Here is a 20,496-nt window from a genome sequence, read left to right on the forward strand (position 1 = left end):
CAAAGTTGGCCAGCGGATTTTTCCAGATCAGCACACGGGTCTTGATGCCTCGGCGACCTCGAGCATCCAGCAGTTCACCGATGCGATCGCTACCGGGTTTGAAGCGCATCGCCGGGTCAAATCCCCAACTGATGATTTCGACACTCTTGTACGCCGCCTCGATGGCCTCGTAGACCGCACCGAAAGCCTCCTCGCCGTTGATCAGCGGAGTAACCCGCACCCCGCCGCGCGGAGGGTAAATGATATTTTTGGCGTACCAGTCCATGGTCAAGAAGATCACCTTGTGCTCCTTGGGCGTGAACGGGATCACGGTTGTGCTGTACGTCGTGGTCATTGGAGGGCTCCCTGCACTCAGAGGTGCTTCGGCGTGCTTGCGGGGTTCGCGATAGCGGCTCGAGCTGATCGGCCTGCGCGTGAGTGCCGGTAAACGCCAGCACTTGAAGGTGCGCAATGGTAGCCAACATGAACTGCGCAAGAAGTTGCGCAATTGCCCGCAGAGCACCGCTACGCAAGGGTTTGAAAAATTCAAAACAAAATGTTTCTTTGTCTGGATGTGGGATTACCTCAACCAAACCACCCGCCAATCCAGTGAGCCGAGCCCTGGCTCTGGAATGGTTTGCTGGGTGTTTTCGGTCAATTGCGTCTCCATCATCCGATCGACGGCGAGCTGTTCAGGGGGGGAGTAGAACGCCTTGTTGCACGGGGACACCCGCGTCCCCATAAAAAAGGCCGACCTGTCTAAACAACAGGTCGGCCTGGGGCAGCGCGGCTAGCGGTCAGACATGCTCGCTGCTTTTAACCGGCAGCGGCCTGTGCTCCGGCGCTTCATGGCCAGGGTCCTCCACGACCACCGGCACTTCATTGCCATCGCAGTCATGCAGTTTGCCATCGCTGAAGTAGTCGCCTTCGCGCAGCGCGGCCAGGTCCTGGAAACGCAAGGTGCGCTCAGTGCCGGCAGCAAATACCGACTGTTGGTCGGAGTTGCCAGTGGTGAAGTGGTTGAAGGTCAGGTTGAGCGCGATGGCCATGATTGCCGACGAACTGATGCCGGAATGGAAGATCGTGGCGAACCAGCTGGGGAAGTGGTCGTAGAAGTTCGGCGCGGCGATTGGGATCATGCCGAAACCGATCGAGGTGGCGACGATGATCAGGTTGACGTTGTTGCGGTAGTCGACCTTGGACAGGGTGCGAATGCCGCTGGCGGCGACCGTACCGAACAACACGATGCCAGCCCCGCCGAGCACCGAGGTCGGCACCGCGGCAATCACCCGCCCCATGAACGGCAGCAGCCCGAGGATTACCAGGAACAGCCCGCCGGTGGCCACCACGTAGCGGCTCTTGATCCCGGTCACGGCCACCAGTCCGACGTTCTGGGCGAAGGCGCTCTGGGTGAAGGAGCCGAAGATCGGCGCGATCATGCTCGACAGCATGTCGGCCCGTAGGCCATTGCCCAGGCGCTTGGAGTCGACCTTGGTGTCGATGATCTCACCGACCGCGAGGATGTCCGCGGAGGTTTCCACCAGGGTCACCATGACCACGATGCACATCGACAGGATGGCGGCGAAGTGAAAGGTCGGCATGCCGAAGTGAAACGGCGTGGGGAAGCCGAACATCGGCCCTTCGGTGACGCTGGAAAAGTCCGCCATGCCGAGGAAGACCGCAATCAGGGTCCCGATGACCATGGCCAACAGGATCGACAAGCGGGAGATCGTGGCGCTGCCAACCTTACTCAGCACCAGCACCAGCACTAGGGTCACTGCAGCCAGGCCGATGTTAGCCATGCTGCCAAAGCTTTCGGCATGGCTGTTGCCGCCCATGGCCCAGCGCGCAGCCACCGGCATCAGCGTCAGGCCGATGGTGGTGATCACGATACCGGTCACCAGCGGCGGGAAGAACTTGGTGATGCGCGAGAACACCGGCGTGATCAACAAGCCGATCAACGAGGCGGCAATCACCGCCCCCAGAATCGATTGGAAGCCGCCCTCACCGCCACTGCTGACAATCGCCACCATGGTCGCGACACCAGAGAACGACACGCCCTGCACCAGCGGCAACTGACAACCGAAGAACGGCAGACCCAGGGTTTGCAGCAGCGTTGCCAACCCCCCTGCAAACAACGATGCCGCAATCAACAGACCAATGTCTGCCGGAGAAAGCCCGGCCGCCTGGCCGATGATCAGTGGTACCGCAACGATACCGCCATACATGGTCAGAACGTGTTGCAGGCCGTAAGCCATATTCGCGCCGACCCCGAGGTTTTCATCCTCGGGCCGTTGGTGTGAAACAGAGGGCGTTTTCATCGTGGGGGGGTCCCTGGGTTTTTGTTATGCGCACACTGTATTCAACACCCAAGACAAATGTCCATAGAGTTGTATACAACTTGTCGGTCACATAATGGACAAGCATCCACCCCAGCTCGCTTCCAACCGTCTAGCCCGCACTTTCCGGGCTTTACCGCCGGTCGAAAAATAGCTGATCGATCGATCAGCTTTTTTCTGCCAATCCTTCACTTAGTGTTTAGCGGCGATCAATTCCGCCAGGGTCGCCCGGAGTGCCGGATGCTCAGGCACCTGGAGCGCGAACTCGCTGTGCAGTAACTCGATCAGCGCCTGCACGTCGCTGATCTCGCGCCGCTCGCTGGGACTGCCCAGGCGATGCAGCGCATAGCTGCCGTTGTTCAGGGTGCGGCGCACGCCCTCCCCGGTCCGTGCCACCATCAGGCGCTGCAGGAACGGTGAATGAGGGTGAGTCGAGACGTACCAGTTACCAATCTCGTAATCGATATCGCCCTGGCGCTGCAGGTCGAAGATATACATCGCCCGCCACTCGCCGGCGACCTTGGCCTGCAAGGTGTAGCTATCGTCCTCGCGGGTGATGCGATATGGCTCATGAGGCGTTGCCTGTTCCTGCTCGGTGTCGAGCAGCAGCGGTGCTGTCGGCACCATGCCGCCAAAGCCCACATCGGTGATGTAACGCACGCCATTGAGGGTCACCAGGGTCAGGCGATGGGTGCGTGCCGCCCAGGCGTCCTGCGGTGCGTTCATCACCACGCGCCCGGTAATACCGCGCACCTGGTACCCCAGGTGCTGCAACAAGGTCATGTACAGGTTGTTGAGCTCGTAGCAATAACCGCCACGCCCCTCATGCAGGACTTTGCGCTGGATTGATGGCAGGTCGAGGGGCACCGGTAACCCGGCCAGGGGTGAGAGGTTCTCGAACACAAAGGTGCTGGTGTGCCGTAGCTGCAGCTCGCCCAGCGCTTCCAGGGTGGGCGCGGGGGGCGTGGCAAAACCAAGACGTTCAAGGTACAGATCGATGTGTTCGAGTGCAGTCGGGGTCATGGGCGATTCCTTGGACATGGGGGCGCACCGGGGACCTGGGACAGTCGGGTGCCGTGCCGATGGGCAAACGTTATACGATAGCCGCCCTTGGCAACGACAATTGATTTCCCTCATCGGCCCGGGGCAGAAAAAGGTGACGCCCGACCATGCACATCGACCCGCAGCTGATCGTCCATCAAACCGCCCACTGGATCGTCAATCACCGGATCAACTCGCACCTGCCGGGCTACCTGATGCTCGGGGCCAGGGCCAACGTCAATGCGCTCCACGAGCTGCCCGCCGAGGCGCTGGCTGAACTGGGACTGTTACTGGCGCGAACCCAACAGGTGATGCAGAGTCAGTTGCAGCCAAAGCGGCTGTACATCGGCCGCTATGGCCACACCCCTGAGCAGCCCATTCACTTTCACTTCATCCCGGTGTTCGACTGGGTGGAAGACCTGTTCTGGCAAGACCCGCGCTATCGGCTACTGCAGCATTACGGTGCGCCCAACCCGCCCCCCCTCACCGATGGCGCAGAGCTGACGCTGTTTGTCTGGCGCGAGTTCTGTGAACGTCCCGATCCACCGCCCGTACCCGGGCTGTCCATCGACCGGACCATCGAACGCCTGCGCCAGGCCTTTAGTGCCGACTGAGGACATCGCTCGGACGCCCCTCGGGAGAGGCCACTTGCGTGCGGTTCCTGCCGAAGTTCTTGGCCTGGTACAACGCCGCATCCGCGCACTCGATGAGCCACTCGATGCTGTCGCCTTCCCTGGGCACAAACGCATGGCAACCCAGACTGACGGTCAAATGCCCCGAAGGCGCGCCGCGGTGGAGTATGTTGGCGTCCTTGATGCTGCGCCGAATCTGCTCGGCAATGACAACCGCCCCCTGGATATCGGTATCCGGCAACAGCACCGCAAACTCCTCCCCGCCGTAACGTACCACCAGGTCGGACGGCCGCTGGCAGCCCCCTTTGACCACCCCAGCCACCCGCGCCAGGCACTGGTCGCCAGCGACGTGGCCGTAGCTATCGTTGAAGCGCTTGAAGTAATCAATATCGAGCATGATCAGGCTTAGCGGACTCTGCTGGCGCAGCCCGCGGGCAAACTCGATCTGCAGCGCCCGCTCGAACAACCGCCGGTTCGCCAGGCCGGTCAGGCTGTCATGGGTGGCGATCACTTCCAGGCGCTCCTGGGCCGCACGCAGGTCTGCTTCGATGCGCTCACCGTTGCGCACCTGCAGCACAAACACCCAGCCGAACAGGCTGACACCGAGCACCACCAAGGCCACGATGACACTGGACTGCACCGCGTTGGCATACCAACCTCGCAGCACCACCGCCTCTGGAATGGCCGCCGCTACAACCAGCGGGTAGGCGTCCAGTTGCTGGTAACCGTACAGCCGCAGCTCCCCGTCCGCGCGCGAACGAATCATCGCGGTGCCCGAAGGTGCATTCGGCAAATGGTCCTGGAAGATCGCCCCTTTGGCCAGCGACTCACCGATGCGCAACTGCGCGCCTGGCCGCCGTGCCAGCAAGGTGCCATCCGCCAGCGCCAGCACCATCAAGGCGTGGTCGTCCAGGCTGAAACTTTTGAAGAACTGATCGAAGTACGCCATGCGGATGCCCGCCATCAGCACCCCCTGGAATTGACCATTGCGGTCATTCACCCGCCGCGACAACGGGATGATCCACTCACCGTTTTGCCGACTGCGGATCGCCGGGCCGATGCGGGCCTGCAACGACGCATTGTGTTGATGGAACTTGAAATACTCACGGTCAGCGACGCCCTGCCGGGTCGGCAACTCACCAAAGGAAGTCACCACCCACTGCCCTTGGCGATCGAATAGAAACAATCCATGTAACTGTTCCAGCGCCTGCACCCGACGGGCAAAGGTGCGCTGCAAGCGTGGGTTCAGCGCCACGCCAAAGCCGTCAGCCTGAATCCAGTCGACCAGGCTGGTCACCACCATATCGGCAGCCACGAAAGTATCTTCGGCCTGTTGCGCCATCGCTCGCGTGAGGTTCACCGAAGCGATTTGCGCCTGGGACAAGTCGTGATCCCGGGATTGCTCGAGCTGCAGGTACAGTAAACCGCACAGACTCAGGCACACCGCCGCAATAAAGGTGACCGCCGCCTTGCGCAGGGGTAAACGCTTCAATGGGCCGCCGAGCGTGTCGCGGGGGGCGTGAATGGGGGTTGGCAAATGCATCATCCTTGAAGGGTAAAACGCAGGCAGACGCCCGGATCCCTTGATCGACGGAGCTTAGTCTACGGCGGTGACGGGGGGCAAACCACCACTGCGCGATAACACCCGGACATACTTGTCTCACAACCAGTTCCGGCAGCCCCCAAGTGCTCTGCTAGGCTGAACCCTTCACTGTTATCGGCCACCCAAGGAGGAACGCATGAGCCATCGGGACCACCCGCCCACCATCGACACCGTGGTGTTCGACTTGGGTAACGTGCTGATTCGCTGGAACCCGAGAAACCTCTACCGCAAGCTGTTTAGCGATGATGAGCAGGCCATGGAGACCTTCCTGTCCGAGGTTTGCAACACCGACTGGAACGAACGCCAGGACGCCGGACGCCCATGGCAGGAAGCCATCGACGAAGCTATCGCCCGCCATCCGGCACAAGAGGCGCTGATTCGCGCCTACCGCGAGCGCTGGGAAGAAATGCTCGGCGGCGCACTGGAGGAGACCGTCGAGATCCTCGAAGAACTGCACGCCAAGCACGTGCGACTGCTGGCCCTGACCAACTGGTCGGCGGAAACTTTCCCCATTGCCCTTGAGCGCTTTGCCTTCCTGAACAAATTCGAGGGCATCCTGGTCTCGGGCGCCGAAGGCATCATCAAGCCCGCACCGCAGATTTTCCAACGGCTCAAGACGCGCTACCAGTTCGAAGGCCACCACGCGGTGTTTATCGACGACCATGCCCCCAACATCGAAGGTGCTCGCCGGGAAGGCTTCAATGCGCTGCTGTTCAGCAACGCCGAGCAACTGCGCAAAGACCTCACCACCCTGGGCCTGCCCCTATAAAAATGGTCGTGTCGAGCAACTGTGCACCTGTCGAACACCCGTAACGACAGCGGCTACAAAAACCGCGCCCAGCCCATCAACGCATCGGCGGCACCCGAATATCCCCCGAGCGACACTGGTTTTTCACTCCCTTGCCACACGCCTGGAACGACAGGTCCTTGGCCATGCACACCCGCACCTCCGACAACTCAGGGCCACGACAGATCACTGCTATGCCGTCTGACGGTATCCCAGGGTTGCTGCGGCGGAACATCTGCGTGATGTCCTGGGCAGAGAAATACACCTCCTTGCTCAAGGGTTGCAGCGGCTCAGGGATTTTCACCGCGCCAAGCGCCTTATCCGCCGCCGCCAGATAGCCCATGGCACCCAGCCCACTGCAAGTACCGTGCTTGGCCCACTCATGCTTGAGCAACGCCGGCGTGACAAACAGCGTCAGTCCCCGCGCCCGCTCGGCCGCCGACAACCGCGCATTCGGCGCGCAGGATTGCGGCCAGCCACCCTTGGCGTATTGCGGCCACAGACCGTGCAGCACAAACCCGTAGCCCTTGCCCGAACACTGGGCATTTTCCGGGCGCGTCAGACAAAAGGTCGGCGACCAGGACAACGCCAGCAGGTAATAGTCGAACACCCCCGACGCCGACTCGTTCTGCTGTTTATCGCGCGAAGATTGCGGCGCATTGTTCAGCACCACACTGACAATCGCCACCACACCAAACAGGACCCACACAGACAGTTTTTTCATTCACACACCTGAAAACGAAACAGCCAATCAGCCTATTGTGAGGGCTGGTCGAGCAAGACCAGAAGACATTCTTCTCCAGCTGACGCCGGCGACTGGCAATCACTCGGTCAAGTGCAGTACCTTGAAAGCGCAGACCACTCTGAACGCACGATAGGGAATCGGAATGAGCAAGGCAGACGAACTCGCCACGAAACTGAAGCAAAAACAAAAAACCCGTGTGGACGCCGAGGCCCGCGCCGACCTGGCCATTGAGCACTGGCCGAGCCAGGTCTATGACATGTACCAGCAACTGGAAACCTGGCTGGAACCGCTGACCCACGCCGGCCTCAACATCCGCCGCGTACCGACCCGCGTGTTCGAGCGCCTGCCATCCGGCGAGACCTTCAACTACGCCATCGACCAGCTACAGATCGAGGGCAACCACAACACCATTACCCTCGACCCCATCGCCCGCTTCACCATTGGCGGCACGGGCCAGGTCGACATCCGCGGCAAAGGCCAGGCCCTGTACATCCGCCGCACCGAGAACGACATGGCCGAGCCCGTATGGCAAATCCAGCCCGTGCCCCGCACCGGACAACCACGCCCCACGCCGGTAGCGCTGGATGAACTGAGCTTTCTCTCGGTGATCGAGCAAGGGCTGGAGCTCTGACAGTTCCTGACCGGTGCACAAGAGCGGGCGACCCACAGGGGTCGTCCTTTTTGTTTCAGCCAACGACGCTGCATCGATAAAGACCACCCTCCGCGCGCTACCTTGTATTCGAAAAATCATAGACAGCGTCAAGCCCGCGTCTCGGTCGACGCACCACGCATCCTGCAGCTCTACCGCTCGACCCGGCCCAGGGCAAAACCCTGGCAGTGATGTAAGTATCCGGTGGCTCGCAGTCCTCAACACCGTCAATCAACTGCGGGTACTGGGCCACTGAATGCGCACGCTCACCCTCCCCAACCAGTCCTGCGCACCAAAAGCCTTCCTCGAGTTCGATGCACACAACCATATGAAACGATCGCTGTTCTATGACCGGGTGGTGGATGTGATGGAAGAGCTGGTGAAGTTCACGGTGCTGTTGCGTGATCGGCAGGAGCTGAGTGGATCGGTATTCGGAGCGTAAGGAGACGGCGCAGGAGTGAGTAGGCGGGTTAATCAGTCAGCTATTTAGGAACGAGACAGCATCTGGATTAACCATATCACCAGCTCGTCAAAGGAATCAGCACGTATAAACGGCTATTGCTTGAATGCCACTGCGAGTGTCGCACACTATATTTAGCCCACCACTGCATTCGCATTATCCTCAATACTTTTCGAGCACACCTCTTGCTTCTGTAAGCCGCTGGAAAGAGAAACGACAATCCCAACGGTGCAACAGTCTCAACTTCGCCTAAGACATATCAGCATTTCAGTTGCACAGAAATTTGAATGCCCAGCCGGACTACAGCTTTAAATCGCCCCGCGGAAAAAGCAGTTCCTCCCGGAAAAGGGGCCCCTGAGTGATCAAATCGCAGAGTTGATCCGACGACTGGTCGAGCAGATTGCTCAAATACTGCGATAAACAAGGCTGCCGCGTTAGTCAACGGACACCATCAAAGGCTTGGAAACCGGGTGGTTTACCGCTTGCACGATATTTTTCATCAAGCTTGTTCGCGGTAGACGTATCCAATCCTCCGCCTCAACCGTAAACAATGCATCTAATGAGTTGACGTATATTAAGTTCACTCTCCCTTGTACAAATTCCAAGCCCGGTACAAATAATTGCAAACAACAGCCAAGTGATGGCCTAGCGGCATCACTGAAGAGCCTAATATCAAACTGTCATTTGTAGGACGTATGCTGATCCAACACAGGCTACATCTGAGGCGGGCGTAAGAACTATGCGCAGGGAAATAGGACTGTGAATGTAGGAAATAGGGAAGGATTCTCACTTGACGCTAATGCCGCCCAGCGATTAATCTCCCGCCCTTAGAGCACGGAAGCCGCCCAAATCCCCATATCAGCGCGCGGGACCCGGGCATTTCCTGAAATGAATTCACCGGCGCGCCCAGTCGCGCCGCTTTGCTGTGCGGTAAATATCTTGAAGCCTCGCTCCTCCTTCCAGATTCAAAAATCGGTCATCTTTGCCCTGGTCCTGCGCGAGGCCCGTGCGCGTTTTGGTGAACGCCGCATGGGGGCCGTGTGGACCCTGGTGGAGCCCATCTGCCATCTCTTGATCTTCACTTTGCTGTTCTCCCTTATTCGCGGCCGTACCGTCGCAGGCGTTGAGTATCCGGTGTTTGTATTGGTAGGGATGGCACCCTTCCTGCTCTATCGCAACACAGCCCTACGATTGATGGATAGCCTGCGGGAAAACCGCTCGTTGTTTGCTTACAAACAGATCAAACCGCTAGATACCTACGTCGCCCGAGTGCTGGTAGAGACCTGCATCAGCGCGGCGGTCTACTCGATTCTGGTCTTTGGCTTCGCTTGGTTTGGCTTCGATATGGCAGTGAGCAACCCGTTACAATGGTTGACAACCCTGGCTATCGGACTGCTGTTTGCCTTTGGCCTGGGCATGATTCTCGCCTTGGTTACCCATGCCTTGCCAAGCATCAAGCCCGTTATTCGCATGGCGTTCTTTCCTCTGTACTTCATCTCCGGCGTCCTGGTTCCTGCGTCCTATCTCCCTCAAGCCATGATGCCGCTGCTATTACTGAACCCTTTTTTGCATCTGGTCGAACTGATTCGCGCCGAAGTTCTCCCGCACTACACACCCGTCGACGGTGTGTCTGAAATGTACGTGATCACGCTCACGGTGATCCTGCTATTCATAGCCCTAGGTAGCTACCGCGCCCGCCGGTTACACCTGATTTCCACCAAGAACGGATGAGTACAGGCCAAAGTGTTCGAGCTTAAAAACGTCACCAAGTCCTACTTGACCCCCAAGGGTCGTCGGCATGTATTCCGCAACCTGTCGCTGTCGATTCCGCCAGGAAAAAATATTGGGCTCATCGGCCGTAACGGGGCCGGCAAGTCGACCTTGATGCGCCTATTGGGCGGTGCTGACATTCCCGACTCCGGCTCCATCGTCACCGATCAGAGTATTTCCTGGCCCGTGGGATTGGCGGGAGGCTTCCAGGGCAGCATGACCGGTCGCGACAACATCAAGTTTGTCTGCCGGGTCTACGGTGCCGAAGGCGAAGCGATGCGCGAGAAAATCCGTTACGTCCAGGAGTTCGCGGAGATCGGCGACTGGATCGACGAGCCGATCAAGACCTACTCCTCCGGCATGCGTTCGCGGGTCGCCTTCGGCCTGAGCATGGCCTTCGACTTCGATTACTACTTGATCGACGAAGTAATGTCGGTGGGCGACGCTCAGTTCAGACGCAAGTGCTCCGAGGTCTTCCAGGAAAAACTACAACAATCGAAGGTCGTGCTGGTTTCCCACACCATGCCGGAAATCGAAAAGCTTTGCGACATCGTATTACTGGTACGCGATGGCGGAATCCAGATCTACGAAGATGTAGCCGAAGGCATCAAGGCCTACAACAACTGACCACACACCCTCTTATATCGCAGCACCGTTCCACTTCAAGGATGCATCACATATGAGCAGTACGGGTAAACTCAAGAGTTGGCGCCTGGCAATTGGCCTTGTGCTCCTGCCACTTGTCTTGGCGGCAATTTACTACGGCGCGTTCGCCATCGACCGCTACGTCAGCTCCGCCCAAGTAGTAGTACGCCAGGACGGCGGCAATCAGGCAGCCTCGGTACCAGGCCTTGCGACCCTGCTCACCGGCACCAACCCGGCCTCCCGGGAAGAAACCCTCTACTTGCGTGAATACATCGTGTCCATGGACATGATGCTGCTGCTGGAGGAGCGACTGCACTGGGTCGAACAATACGCCGCCCAGCGCAGCGACATCTTCTTCTGGCTGAACAAAGACGCAGAGCGCGAAGACCTGCTCAAGTACTATCAGCGCATGGTTTCCGCCCATTACGACGAGACCACCGGCCTGCTGCGGGTTGAGGTGCAAGCCTTTACCCCGGAACTCTCGGAACAGATGCTGCGCACCATCCTCGAGGCCAGTGAGCACTTCGTCAACGAAGTCAGCCACAGTATTGCCCGCGAGCAAATGACCTTTGCCAAAGGCGAGCTGGAAACCGCGCGGATCAATTACGCCGAGCGCAAGACCGAACTGTTGGATTTCCAGAACGTAAACAAAGTACTGGACGGCGCAAACACCGCACAGAGCCGCGCCACCATCATTGCCGACCTGGAAAGCCAGTACACCAAAGAGCAGGCGATCCTCACCGAAATGCAGTTCAAGCTGCGCCCTGACTCACCTCAGGTGAAACAGCAAAAGCAAAAGGTCAATGCAATCACCCAGCAACTGGCCAAGGAAAAACGCCTGCTGGTCTCGTCACCGGGTGGCTCGCAACTGAACGTGGTTGCCTCGCGCTTCCAGCAATTGACTCTGGACGCCGGCATTGCCGAAGAAAGCTACAAGACCGCGGTAGCCGCTCTCGACAATGCCCGCATCGAGGCCAGCAAGAAGATTCGCACCCTGGTCACCGTAGTCAGCCCGAACACGCCACAACTCGCCCTGTACCCAGAGCGCTTGTATAACCTGGCAACGATCTTGCTTGGCTTGCTCATGCTGTACGGCATTACCCGCTTCATCCTGGCTTCGATCGAGGATCATCGTGATTAAATCCCTTGCTGTCCCACCAAAATTCAAACTGAAGCTCGCGGCGCTGACCCTGGCAAGCCTGGGCCTGGCCGGATGCGGCGGCACATTGTCCGGCGCTGGACCGTACAAGGGTGATATCGAAACCAAGAACGAGTCGTACAACCTGGTCGAAATCAACGCCAACACCATCGGTCCGTACATGCGCGGCGCCGTGCGTCCGGTGCAAGCCTCCATCGCCAAGCCGGTTGCGCCCTCCGCGCGCCTTATGGCGGGAGACATCCTGAACGTACTGATCACCGATAACGCTCCAGAAGGTTCGGCATTGTTTGCTCCGCTCTCCAGCGGCGGTACTCAACTGAAGACCCGCATTGATGACCAGGGCATGATCTCCCTGCCTTACGTAGGTCGTCAGTTCGTCGCCGGCATGACCCTCAACCAGGTTGAGGAAATGATCCGCAAGCAACTCAAGGGCGTAACTACCGACGTGCAAACCCATGTCGAGCTGGTTGGCGATCTGTCGGGCTCGGTATTGGTTGCAGGCGCTGTCAAATCTCCCGGCCGGTTCAGCACCTTGCAGGGGCCTCTGACCCTGCTGGATGCGGTCAACCAAGCTGGCGGCCCGGTCATGGAGCCGCACCTGGTGAACGTCACCGTGCGCACCGGCAGCCAGGTACAGCAGTTCAACTACGAAGATGTACTGTCCGGCAACAATATGGTGCTGCGTCCAAACTCGGAAGTTGTTCTGGATCGTGCCCGCAAGCGTTTCGTTGCCATGGGTGCTGTCGGCGAACCTGGCCTCAAGGACCTGCCAGCGCAAAACACCAGTTTGCTGGACGCACTGGGCAGCGTCGGCGGCCTGCGAGAAGCCAACGCCAATCCCGAGGGCGTATTTGTATTTCGCATGGGGGAAGGAACCAATCCAAAGCCTACGGTCCTACGTCTGGACATGCGTGACCCGGCAGCCGTTTTCTACGCCCGCCAGATCATGATCAAACCGGACGACACGATCTACGTGACGAACGCGGCAATTTATGAATGGCAAAAGATCATCTCGCCAGTCGTTCAGACCATGCTGCTGGGTCGCGCTACCGGGGCTTACAAGTAAGGATTTACCCAGACAACCAGATTCTTCGTTAGCTTGACTTGCGTACACCCCGGGGATTCGCAAACAAGCTGACGAAATAGCAAAAAAATTTTATTAACCCCCTGTCCGAACCGTCGAACGTCGCTGAACTGACGAACGCTCGATAAGCTACACGTTTACGGACTGACACCCTTCAGGATGAAAGATGCGCTTCCAGAAAGCTTTATTCATGTCAAACTTTGGTATCGACATGGGCTTACCCGAGTTCCGGGTAGGCTCGTACGCGACCTATCTTTTGCCATTCAGCAAGGTTTTTGAAAAAGCCACTGGAGGCGAATGTAAATTTCTGCTTGGTTCTCACACGCTCGACCTGCTCAATCGCAAGAGCAAGATTACTGAAATCAATGCAAAAAACAGTTTTGTTGTAAAAGGCAAGGAGTACGCCAGCCTGTTCGGCCTGGGTGACGACTTCCTGCTGGAAAGCTATAACGACTCCTTTGGTGACAAAGAAGAGCAGTACGTAAAGTATTTCAAAAAACTGTTTGGTGACTGGGCACCCGACGTAATTTTCTGCTGGGAATTCCCGACAACCCTGTTCAGGAAAATTTTCCCTAAGGCATTGGTGCTCGACATCATGCCCGGCGCATATATGCGCCCGCCCTACCCTAAAACAATCAGCGTCGATCCAGTAGGTTTGTATTCGAGCTCTTTCCTTAAGAACTACGACGAATCACAGGATTTCAAAGCGCTGGACGACACCACCGAATTCCTGAAAATTCGCGACCTGTACAGCCATTACTTCAATCACGACACAGACGTGAAAGACGTAATTCTTGACCTTGTCGATCCAACTCGCAAGTTCGACAAGTACTGGTTAGTCCCGATGCAAATCTCAGGCTATTTCGGCTTTTATGAGAACTGCAAGTACAAGGACCAGTTTGAATTCCTGACCGACGTATTGGAAAAAGCACCGAAAAATGTCGGCGTGATTGCAACCCAATATATCGGTAGCCTGGTGTCAGAAAAAACCCTGAACAACCGCAACCTTGGGTACATTCGAAACCTATATCAGAATTTCCTGTACAGCACTGAATTCGAGAAGCTGGACAACATTTCTCAATACATTACCCCATGGGCGGACAGCGTAATTACCGTATCCAGCACACTGGGCTTCCAGGCGCTGCTGCACGAGAAAAAACTGATCTCTCCATCGACGTCGCATCTTTCGTATATTGCGTCCGATTATGCTGACAATGCGCGCAAGCCAGATGAAGCCCTTATTGCTTCGCTGTTCTGCCGCCAGAACATACTCGTGGAAAAACTGCTCCACGACGTCGAGTACTTCAAAGCAATTCTCGTGGGTCTAGACGAACGCAAAAGTGACTCGGCAATCGACGTGCTTTCCGCACTGCCGAGACCAGCAAACCTTTATAAAGATTACCTGTCCTACTCCCCATTTAGCGGAGCAGACAACCAAATCAAAAAAATGGGTGGCATCATCAGCAGCAAGAAGAATTCGCTTCGCAGCCTGCTGGATCGCATTGAAAAATACGATGTGATCTCATTCGATATTTTTGACACGCTGCTGAGAAGAACCGTCTTCAAGCCAGAAGACGTATTTGTGCTGATCCAGAAGAAACTGGAATCCGAGCATAAAGACTTGCTCCCGGCAGTCGTTGTGAAGCGATTCCCAGAGTTGCGCGTTGGCTTCGAACGTCAATTGCGCAAGGAGTACGATCAGAATCACAACACCACAGACGTTTACGCGGAAAAGAACGAAGAGTTTTACACGCTCGAAGTTTATCAGCGCATGCTGGCGGCTTTTGGATTGAATGAGAGCCTTGCCGAACATCTGCTAGATATTGAGCAAGAGGTTGAGTTTTCGGTCCTGGAAGCTCGCTCGCTCGGTAAAGCGCTATACGATGTCGCCATCGCGAAAGAAAAACGCGTCCTGCTCATTTCTGACTTTACTCACACCGAGTCCTTTGTAAACAAGGCCATTACCCAGGCCGGTTACATCGAACATGAAAAGCTCTACGTATCCTCCGAGATCGGCCTGAAGAAACACTCCGGTAATCTTTTCAAGCATGTCCTTGCCGACCTTGAAATCAAACCGGAATCGATTCTGCACATCGGTGATAACTCGACTGGCGACTTCCTGCGCGCCATCAACAACTCGATATTCCCGACCAAGATCCTCTCGACCAGAGAGCGCATCAACCAAGTCTTCAAAAATCGCACGGTCGATCTGACTGTATTCGATCAGAGCTTCTACCTGCGCACCGCGGCCAACCTGTACGCCGAAGAGTACTACGATGCACTGTTGGTCGCAGGTGACAAACCCGTCGACAGCGCAAAGGAAAAACGCGACCTGTTTTCGACCCCGGGCGAGTTTGGCTTCCTGGCGATGGCCCCCGTCCTCTACGAATTCACTAAGTGGATTCTGGACAACGCCCTAGAACAGCAATGCAAAAAAGTACTGTTCTTCGCTCGCGACTGCTTCTTGCCATATGAAATTGCTAAAAAGCTGGTCCAGAGTGTAGAAAAGTATCGCGACTTGCAGCCTGTTTACCTTGCTGTTTCCAGAAAGGCGCTAACCTGCCTGAACCTGCACCAGCCGGATGATTGCTTCAAGGTCCGTATCGACGACTTCTCGCGCCACAAGACGCTGGCAGAGCTTCTCAGCAGTCGATTCAGAATCGACGCGAGTCGTGTGAGTGATAACCACCTCAAAAAGTGGAATATCGATGGCGTACAAACCCTGATCAAGGACACAACCCTTGGCGCGATCTATGGGCTGGTCCATGAATACCTGAAAGATGACTGGCAGGCATGGGACGACGTAAACGGCGTTTCCAAAGATGCATTCAGAGCCTACCTCGCAGAAAACGATGTAGCTAGCTCTGACGACGTTGTTGCTGTCGACTTTGGCTACAAAGGCTCGGCACACTCGGTCGTGTCCGAATACTTCTCCGCTAAATTCATCCCGCTGTTCTTCATGACCTACAACGGAGAAATGGGTAACGATCCTTACCCAGAGGCCCAAGCCTACCTCTTCAGTAATATGAACGTACGGCACAAGACCTGTACACCGCTCATTTCCCACAACCTGATCATTGAAACAATCATCAACGAGCCGTTGGGCAGTCTCAGCGCTTACACATTGGTCGATGGTCAAGTCCACCTTGAGCGCGAAGAATTTGAAAGCGACATGCACAAGGCCAAGATCCGCGCCATTCACAACGGCGTGCTGAACTTCAGCGACTTGTGGATTCAGAAAATCGAGCCCCTTGGCGCCACCATCAAGCTGGAAAGCAACTCAGCCACTTACTTGATGACTCAGTTCTTCTCACGCCCGGAAAACATCGACCTCGAAATTCTGCGAGGCCTGGTGTTTGACAACGCTTTCGCCGGCGCTGAGAACAACTACATCCTGTCCCCTCGCGGGGCAAATGACAAAGACATCTGGAAAGAAGGCTTGGCCCTCGTCAAGAAAAATGCAAAGCCGACAAGCGCCGTTGCTGCCGCCGCGAACAATGTAAAAAACATCACCACCGCAATAGTCAAGGCAACCGCCCCTATTGTTAAGGCTGCTACCTCGTCGGCACCAAAGCCGGAAGCACCTGCAAAACCAGTCGCGCCAAAAGCGCCAAGCGCTGCGGCGAATACGGCCCCCGCGACTCCAAAGCCGCCAGCGGCGCCAGCCAAACCGGTCGCCCCCCCGGCGTACACTGGCGAAAAAAGCTACAAATCAGTAAAATCCCTGCATCGATCGCAGTTCCTGCACGCGCTTTCATCGATCGCGTTTCCGGGCAAAACTTGCAACATCGATAAAGAGTGGATTGGCCTGGTTGAGTCGGAAGGCAAAAACCATGTTGCGATCAAGTTCCTTAAGGAAAATGGTGGTATTTGGAGCTCAGAACTTTCACTAAAAGACAAAGTTTACCTGTCAGCCTTCGGCGGGAAATAATCATAATCGGGTATGCGCACCAAAAGTTGCGCATACCCGACTGACAGAAGCTACGCGAATACTTCTGTCAGAGCCGAGAGCAACTCGCCTCCAATCATGATAAAAAATGAATAAATCCATAATTAAATCTTCAAGTCATTTTCACTTTATCGAATGTAAAGGGGCGGATACCGTAACTGTCATTTTTGCAGCTAGAAATGATCGCCCACCAAAATTTACTTTTTGGAAGGCCGGGAACGCACTGAACTCACACGTTATTTTTCTCAATAGCGATGTGCCTCAGTGGTATCGCACTGGAATACCTGGCATTTCAGGCGGTATCAGGGGGGCAGTCAAGTCTATCCTGGACTTCAAGAAAGACGTTGGAGCAAAGCGACTCGTCATGACGGGTAGCAGCATGGGTGCGTACGGCGCCTTGCTGTACGGCTCCATGGCCAAAGCCGATCAGGTGCTAGCGTTCGGTGTGGAACCTATCCTGGGTGTACCAGGTGGCAAGACCGATATCACTCGAAACCATTTACAGTATGTATACCCAGACCTCACTAGCCTTCACCTCCCTCCTACGACTGTCTACTATGGGGGAATGGACATCAACGACATTCTCGGGGCATGGTTACTGCGCAAGCGAAAGCGCGCCGAGATCATCTGCATCAATGAATCGCAGCATGACACGCCCGACTTCCTGAGCAGACAGAAGCGTTTGGGCACCGTTTTCAACGACATGGTTCTAGGCAACAGGATCAGTAACTTTGGCTACTCCGCAGGCGATGCGGACGACGACAAAACTGTTCATTTCCTATGGGTACTAAACAATTTACTCGTTGAAAAAAACTGGCTGGAAATAGGCAAGCGAATCAACTCGCACCCGCTTATCGCACTCAACAGCCCACTAGTTCAATACCTTCAAGGCATCGCCAACTTCCGCAATAATGATCTGAACGGTGCACTTGAAACCCTGGAACACATGACTACCCACACGCCTGGTTTCTGGGAAGCATGGATGAATCTTGGTGCAGTGAATCTGAAGCTCGGTAATTTCGAGAGTGCCATTAAGTCATGCTGGAACGCCGTAAAACTGCGCCCTCATCGCTCTATTGCACATGTCCAACTGTCACACGTCTATACGAAGGCCGGCCTGAACGAACAGGCATTTGATCACGCGGAATGGGCGTGCAAGCTCAACTATTCCCGGCCCGAATATTTCGACAATCTCGCTAAAATTGCCGACATCGTAAAGCGCCCAATTCCCGACAAAGAAATTCTGCAGTTGAATTACGATAGAAACGTCAAGGCCGCTCAAGAGAAGTTCGCTGATTACGACTTGAAATTCTCATAAGCATGGTCCCCTCTACTTCGTAAGCCTCTGCTCGATTTTTCTCTCGAAAAACATATCAGGTTTAAAAATGATCAAAATCACCCCAACCATCGAATGCTCCAACAACGCCCCCTTCGTCCTGTTCGGCGGCATCAACGTCCTGGAATCCCTGGACCTGGCCCTGACCGCTTGCGCCGAATACGTGCGCGTCACCGAGAAGCTGGGCATTCCTTACGTGTTCAAGGCCAGCTTCGACAAGGCTAACCGCTCTTCGATCCACTCCTACCGCGGCCCAGGCATGGAAGAAGGCCTGCGGATATTCGAAAAGGTCAAAGCTGAATTCGGCGTACCGGTGATCACCGACGTCCACGAGATCTATCAGTGCGCTCCGGTGGCCGAAGTGGCCGACGTGCTGCAACTGCCTGCGTTCCTGGCGCGCCAGACTGACCTGGTAGTGGCCCTGGCCAAGACCGGCAAGCCGGTGAACATCAAGAAGCCGCAGTTCCTGAGCCCGTCGCAGATGCAGAACATCGTGCACAAGTTCAAGGAAGCCGGTAACGACCAGTTGATCCTGTGCGACCGCGGCACCTGCCTGGGTTACGACAACCTGGTGGTGGACATGCTCGGTTTTGGCGTGATGAAGCGCACTTGCGACGACTTGCCGATCATCTTCGACGTGACCCACGCCTTGCAGCAACGCGATCCGTCGGGCGCTGCGTCCGGTGGTCGTCGCGAACAAGTGGCCGAACTGGCGCGTGCTGGCATGGGCGTTGGCCTGGCCGGTCTGTTCCTGGAAGCTCACCCGAACCCTGACCAGGCCAAGTGCGATGGCCCTAGCGCCCTGCCGCTGGACCAACTGGAGCCATTCCTGGCACAGATCAAGGCCCTGGATGACCTGATCAAATCGTTCGCACCGCTGAACATTGCCTGAAACAGCGGTTCTTGAAGCAAGGATTGTGAACATGGCAAGTACAGAACAACGGGTCGCGATTGTCATTCCGGCCCGCTATGGCTCGACCCGTCTGCCGGGCAAGCCGCTGGCCGACATCGCCGGCAAGCCAATGGTGCAGCACGTTTATGAACGTGCCCTGCAAGTGGCCAATGCCCAAGTTGTGGTGGTAGCCACCGACGATGAGCGCGTCGCGCAAGCGGTGCGGGCTTTCGGCGGTGAATGCGTCATGACCTCGCCGGACCATCCGTCCGGCACCGACCGCCTGGCCGAAGTCATGGCCCAGGTCGAGGCGGACATCTACATCAACCTGCAGGGTGATGAACCGCTGGTGCGCCCAGCCGACATCGAAGCCCTCGCTGCAGGCATGCTCGCCGATGCACACGTGAAGGTCGGTACCCTGTGCCACCCGATCGATGCGCATGAAGCCGGCAATCCCAACACCGTGAAAGTGGTGCTGGCCAATAACGGCAACGCCCTGTATTTCAGCCGCTCACCGATCCCCTACCCACGGGATGGCGAAGTCGCGCACTACCTCAAGCACGTAGGTGTGTACGGCTATCGTCGCGAAGTGCTGGCCGACTACAGCGGCTTGCCACAGCCGATGCTCGAGCACGCCGAGAAACTCGAACAACTGCGGCTGATGGCAGCCGGTTACTGCATTCGTGCGTATCTGGTTGAGCCGACCGGTCCGGGGGTCGATACGCCGGAGTGCCTGGAGCAAGTGCGGGCAATCATGAGCGGTCAGGCACCTGCGCCAAAGCCCACCCTCAACGACGTGCGCCTGGTGATCACCGATGTCGATGGCGTGCTGACCGATGGCGGCATCTATTACGACGCCACGGGCGAATGCCTGAAGCGCTTCCATGTCCGCGATGGCATGGGCATGCGCCTGCTGGAAGAGAACGGTGTGCGCGTGGCGGTGCTGTCCGGCCGCGACTCGGCGACGCTGCGCAAGCGCGTGGCTGACCTGGGCATCACCCTCTGCCAGTTCGGCGTCAAGGACAAGCAGGCCGCCTGCAATCAACTGATGGCCGAAGCCGGCGTCAGCGCCGCACACACCGCGTGCATCGGCGACGACTGCATCGACCTGCCGGCCTTTGCGGCCTGCGCCCTGTCCTTCGCAGTGGCGGATGCGCCGACGTACGTGAAAGCCGCGGCCACCCACACCTTGAACGCAGCAGGCGGTACTGGCGCGTTCCGTGAAGTGGCGGACGCCATTCTATTTGCTCAGGGCAAGGATGCCGTGCTTGGTACTGCGGCAGGTTATGCGCAGGTGATGGCGAAGATGGCACAGTAGTGGATGGATTAGCTGGCGCGGGCGAGCTGTTGGTCACCTTCGCCGACTGAAACAAAAAAACGGTAGGAGCCACTGGCTCCTACCGTTTTTTTTGCTGCTGAATAAGCC

At 56.8% G+C, this 20,496-nt stretch carries 15 protein-coding genes and 2 pseudogenes; 12 read left to right on the forward strand and 5 right to left on the reverse strand.

Annotated elements, in window-relative coordinates; genetic code table 11:
- From AACY45_RS06225 to AACY45_RS06235, 3 genes and pseudogenes are all read right to left on the reverse strand, one after another.
- Nucleotides 1–334: pseudogene (locus AACY45_RS06225) on the reverse strand (hypothetical protein); the annotation flags it as partial.
- Between the two features lie 442 nt (nt 335–776).
- Complete coding sequence (locus tag AACY45_RS06230) at nt 777–2,300, reverse strand: nucleobase:cation symporter-2 family protein (protein ID WP_339544645.1); 1,524 nt, start codon at nt 2,298–2,300, stop codon at nt 777–779.
- 210 nt (nt 2,301–2,510) lie between these two features.
- Nucleotides 2,511–3,341 (reverse strand): arylamine N-acetyltransferase family protein, encoded by an 831-nt coding sequence (locus AACY45_RS06235; RefSeq protein WP_339544646.1) that lies wholly within the window; start codon nt 3,339–3,341, stop codon nt 2,511–2,513.
- A 146-nt stretch (nt 3,342–3,487) separates the two neighbouring features.
- Here AACY45_RS06235 and AACY45_RS06240 point away from each other — a divergent pair, with 146 nt between their 5' ends.
- Entirely contained in the window at nt 3,488–3,973 is a 486-nt protein-coding gene (locus AACY45_RS06240; RefSeq protein ID WP_339544647.1) for an HIT family protein, read from the forward strand.
- On the opposite strand, the gene AACY45_RS06245 is transcribed toward AACY45_RS06240, so the two are convergent.
- Nucleotides 3,960–5,528 carry a sensor domain-containing diguanylate cyclase gene (locus tag AACY45_RS06245; protein ID WP_339544648.1) on the reverse strand — a complete coding sequence of 523 codons (1,569 nt, stop codon included), beginning with the start codon at nt 5,526–5,528 and terminating at the stop codon, nt 3,960–3,962. The two genes, AACY45_RS06240 and AACY45_RS06245, sit on opposite strands and share 14 nt — an antisense overlap.
- 202 nt (nt 5,529–5,730) lie before the next feature.
- Here AACY45_RS06245 and AACY45_RS06250 point away from each other — a divergent pair, with 202 nt between their 5' ends.
- On the forward strand, nt 5,731–6,363 hold the full coding sequence (locus tag AACY45_RS06250) for an HAD family hydrolase (protein WP_339544649.1): 633 nt from the start codon (nt 5,731–5,733) through the stop codon (nt 6,361–6,363).
- A gap of 76 nt (nt 6,364–6,439) precedes the next feature.
- Here the strand turns inward: AACY45_RS06250 and AACY45_RS06255 are convergent, their stop codons facing one another.
- On the reverse strand, nt 6,440–7,105 hold the full coding sequence (locus AACY45_RS06255) for a ribonuclease T2 (RefSeq protein WP_339544650.1): 666 nt from the start codon (nt 7,103–7,105) through the stop codon (nt 6,440–6,442).
- A gap of 163 nt (nt 7,106–7,268) precedes the next feature.
- On the opposite strand from AACY45_RS06255, the gene AACY45_RS06260 reads away from it, so the two are divergent.
- From AACY45_RS06260 to kdsB, 10 genes and pseudogenes are all read left to right on the forward strand, one after another.
- Complete coding sequence (locus AACY45_RS06260) at nt 7,269–7,757, forward strand: hypothetical protein (protein ID WP_339544651.1); 489 nt, start codon at nt 7,269–7,271, stop codon at nt 7,755–7,757.
- Nucleotides 7,758–7,939: 182 nt separating this feature from the next.
- Nucleotides 7,940–8,265, forward strand: a pseudogene (locus tag AACY45_RS06265) (NADPH-dependent FMN reductase); the annotation flags it as partial.
- 909 nt (nt 8,266–9,174) lie between these two features.
- Complete coding sequence (locus tag AACY45_RS06270) at nt 9,175–9,966, forward strand: ABC transporter permease (protein WP_339544652.1); 792 nt, start codon at nt 9,175–9,177, stop codon at nt 9,964–9,966.
- Between the two features lie 12 nt (nt 9,967–9,978).
- On the forward strand, nt 9,979–10,632 hold the full coding sequence (locus AACY45_RS06275; RefSeq protein WP_339544653.1) for an ABC transporter ATP-binding protein: 654 nt from the start codon (nt 9,979–9,981) through the stop codon (nt 10,630–10,632).
- Nucleotides 10,633–10,684: 52 nt separating this feature from the next.
- Nucleotides 10,685–11,791: an ABC transporter permease gene (locus tag AACY45_RS06280; protein ID WP_339544654.1), complete on the forward strand. Its 1,107-nt coding sequence runs from the start codon at nt 10,685–10,687 to the stop codon at nt 11,789–11,791.
- The gene (locus AACY45_RS06285; protein WP_339544655.1) at nt 11,784–12,875 is read left to right on the forward strand and encodes a polysaccharide biosynthesis/export family protein; all 1,092 of its coding nucleotides are present in this window, start codon (nt 11,784–11,786) and stop codon (nt 12,873–12,875) included. The genes AACY45_RS06280 and AACY45_RS06285 overlap by 8 nt, the downstream gene beginning before the upstream one ends.
- 184 nt (nt 12,876–13,059) lie before the next feature.
- The gene (locus tag AACY45_RS06290; RefSeq protein ID WP_339544656.1) at nt 13,060–16,824 is read left to right on the forward strand and encodes an HAD-IA family hydrolase; all 3,765 of its coding nucleotides are present in this window, start codon (nt 13,060–13,062) and stop codon (nt 16,822–16,824) included.
- A gap of 106 nt (nt 16,825–16,930) precedes the next feature.
- Entirely contained in the window at nt 16,931–18,160 is a 1,230-nt protein-coding gene (locus tag AACY45_RS06295; RefSeq protein ID WP_339544657.1) for a tetratricopeptide repeat protein, read from the forward strand.
- Between the two features lie 67 nt (nt 18,161–18,227).
- Nucleotides 18,228–19,070: a 3-deoxy-8-phosphooctulonate synthase gene (kdsA, locus tag AACY45_RS06300; protein ID WP_339544658.1), complete on the forward strand. Its 843-nt coding sequence runs from the start codon at nt 18,228–18,230 to the stop codon at nt 19,068–19,070.
- A gap of 31 nt (nt 19,071–19,101) precedes the next feature.
- Nucleotides 19,102–20,388: a 3-deoxy-manno-octulosonate cytidylyltransferase gene (kdsB, locus tag AACY45_RS06305; protein WP_339544659.1), complete on the forward strand. Its 1,287-nt coding sequence runs from the start codon at nt 19,102–19,104 to the stop codon at nt 20,386–20,388.
- The last annotated feature ends 108 nt before the right edge of the window (nt 20,389–20,496 follow it).

It is taken from the genome of Pseudomonas sp. RA_35y_Pfl2_P32 (assembly GCF_963970735.1).
GTDB lineage: Bacteria > Pseudomonadota > Gammaproteobacteria > Pseudomonadales > Pseudomonadaceae > Aquipseudomonas.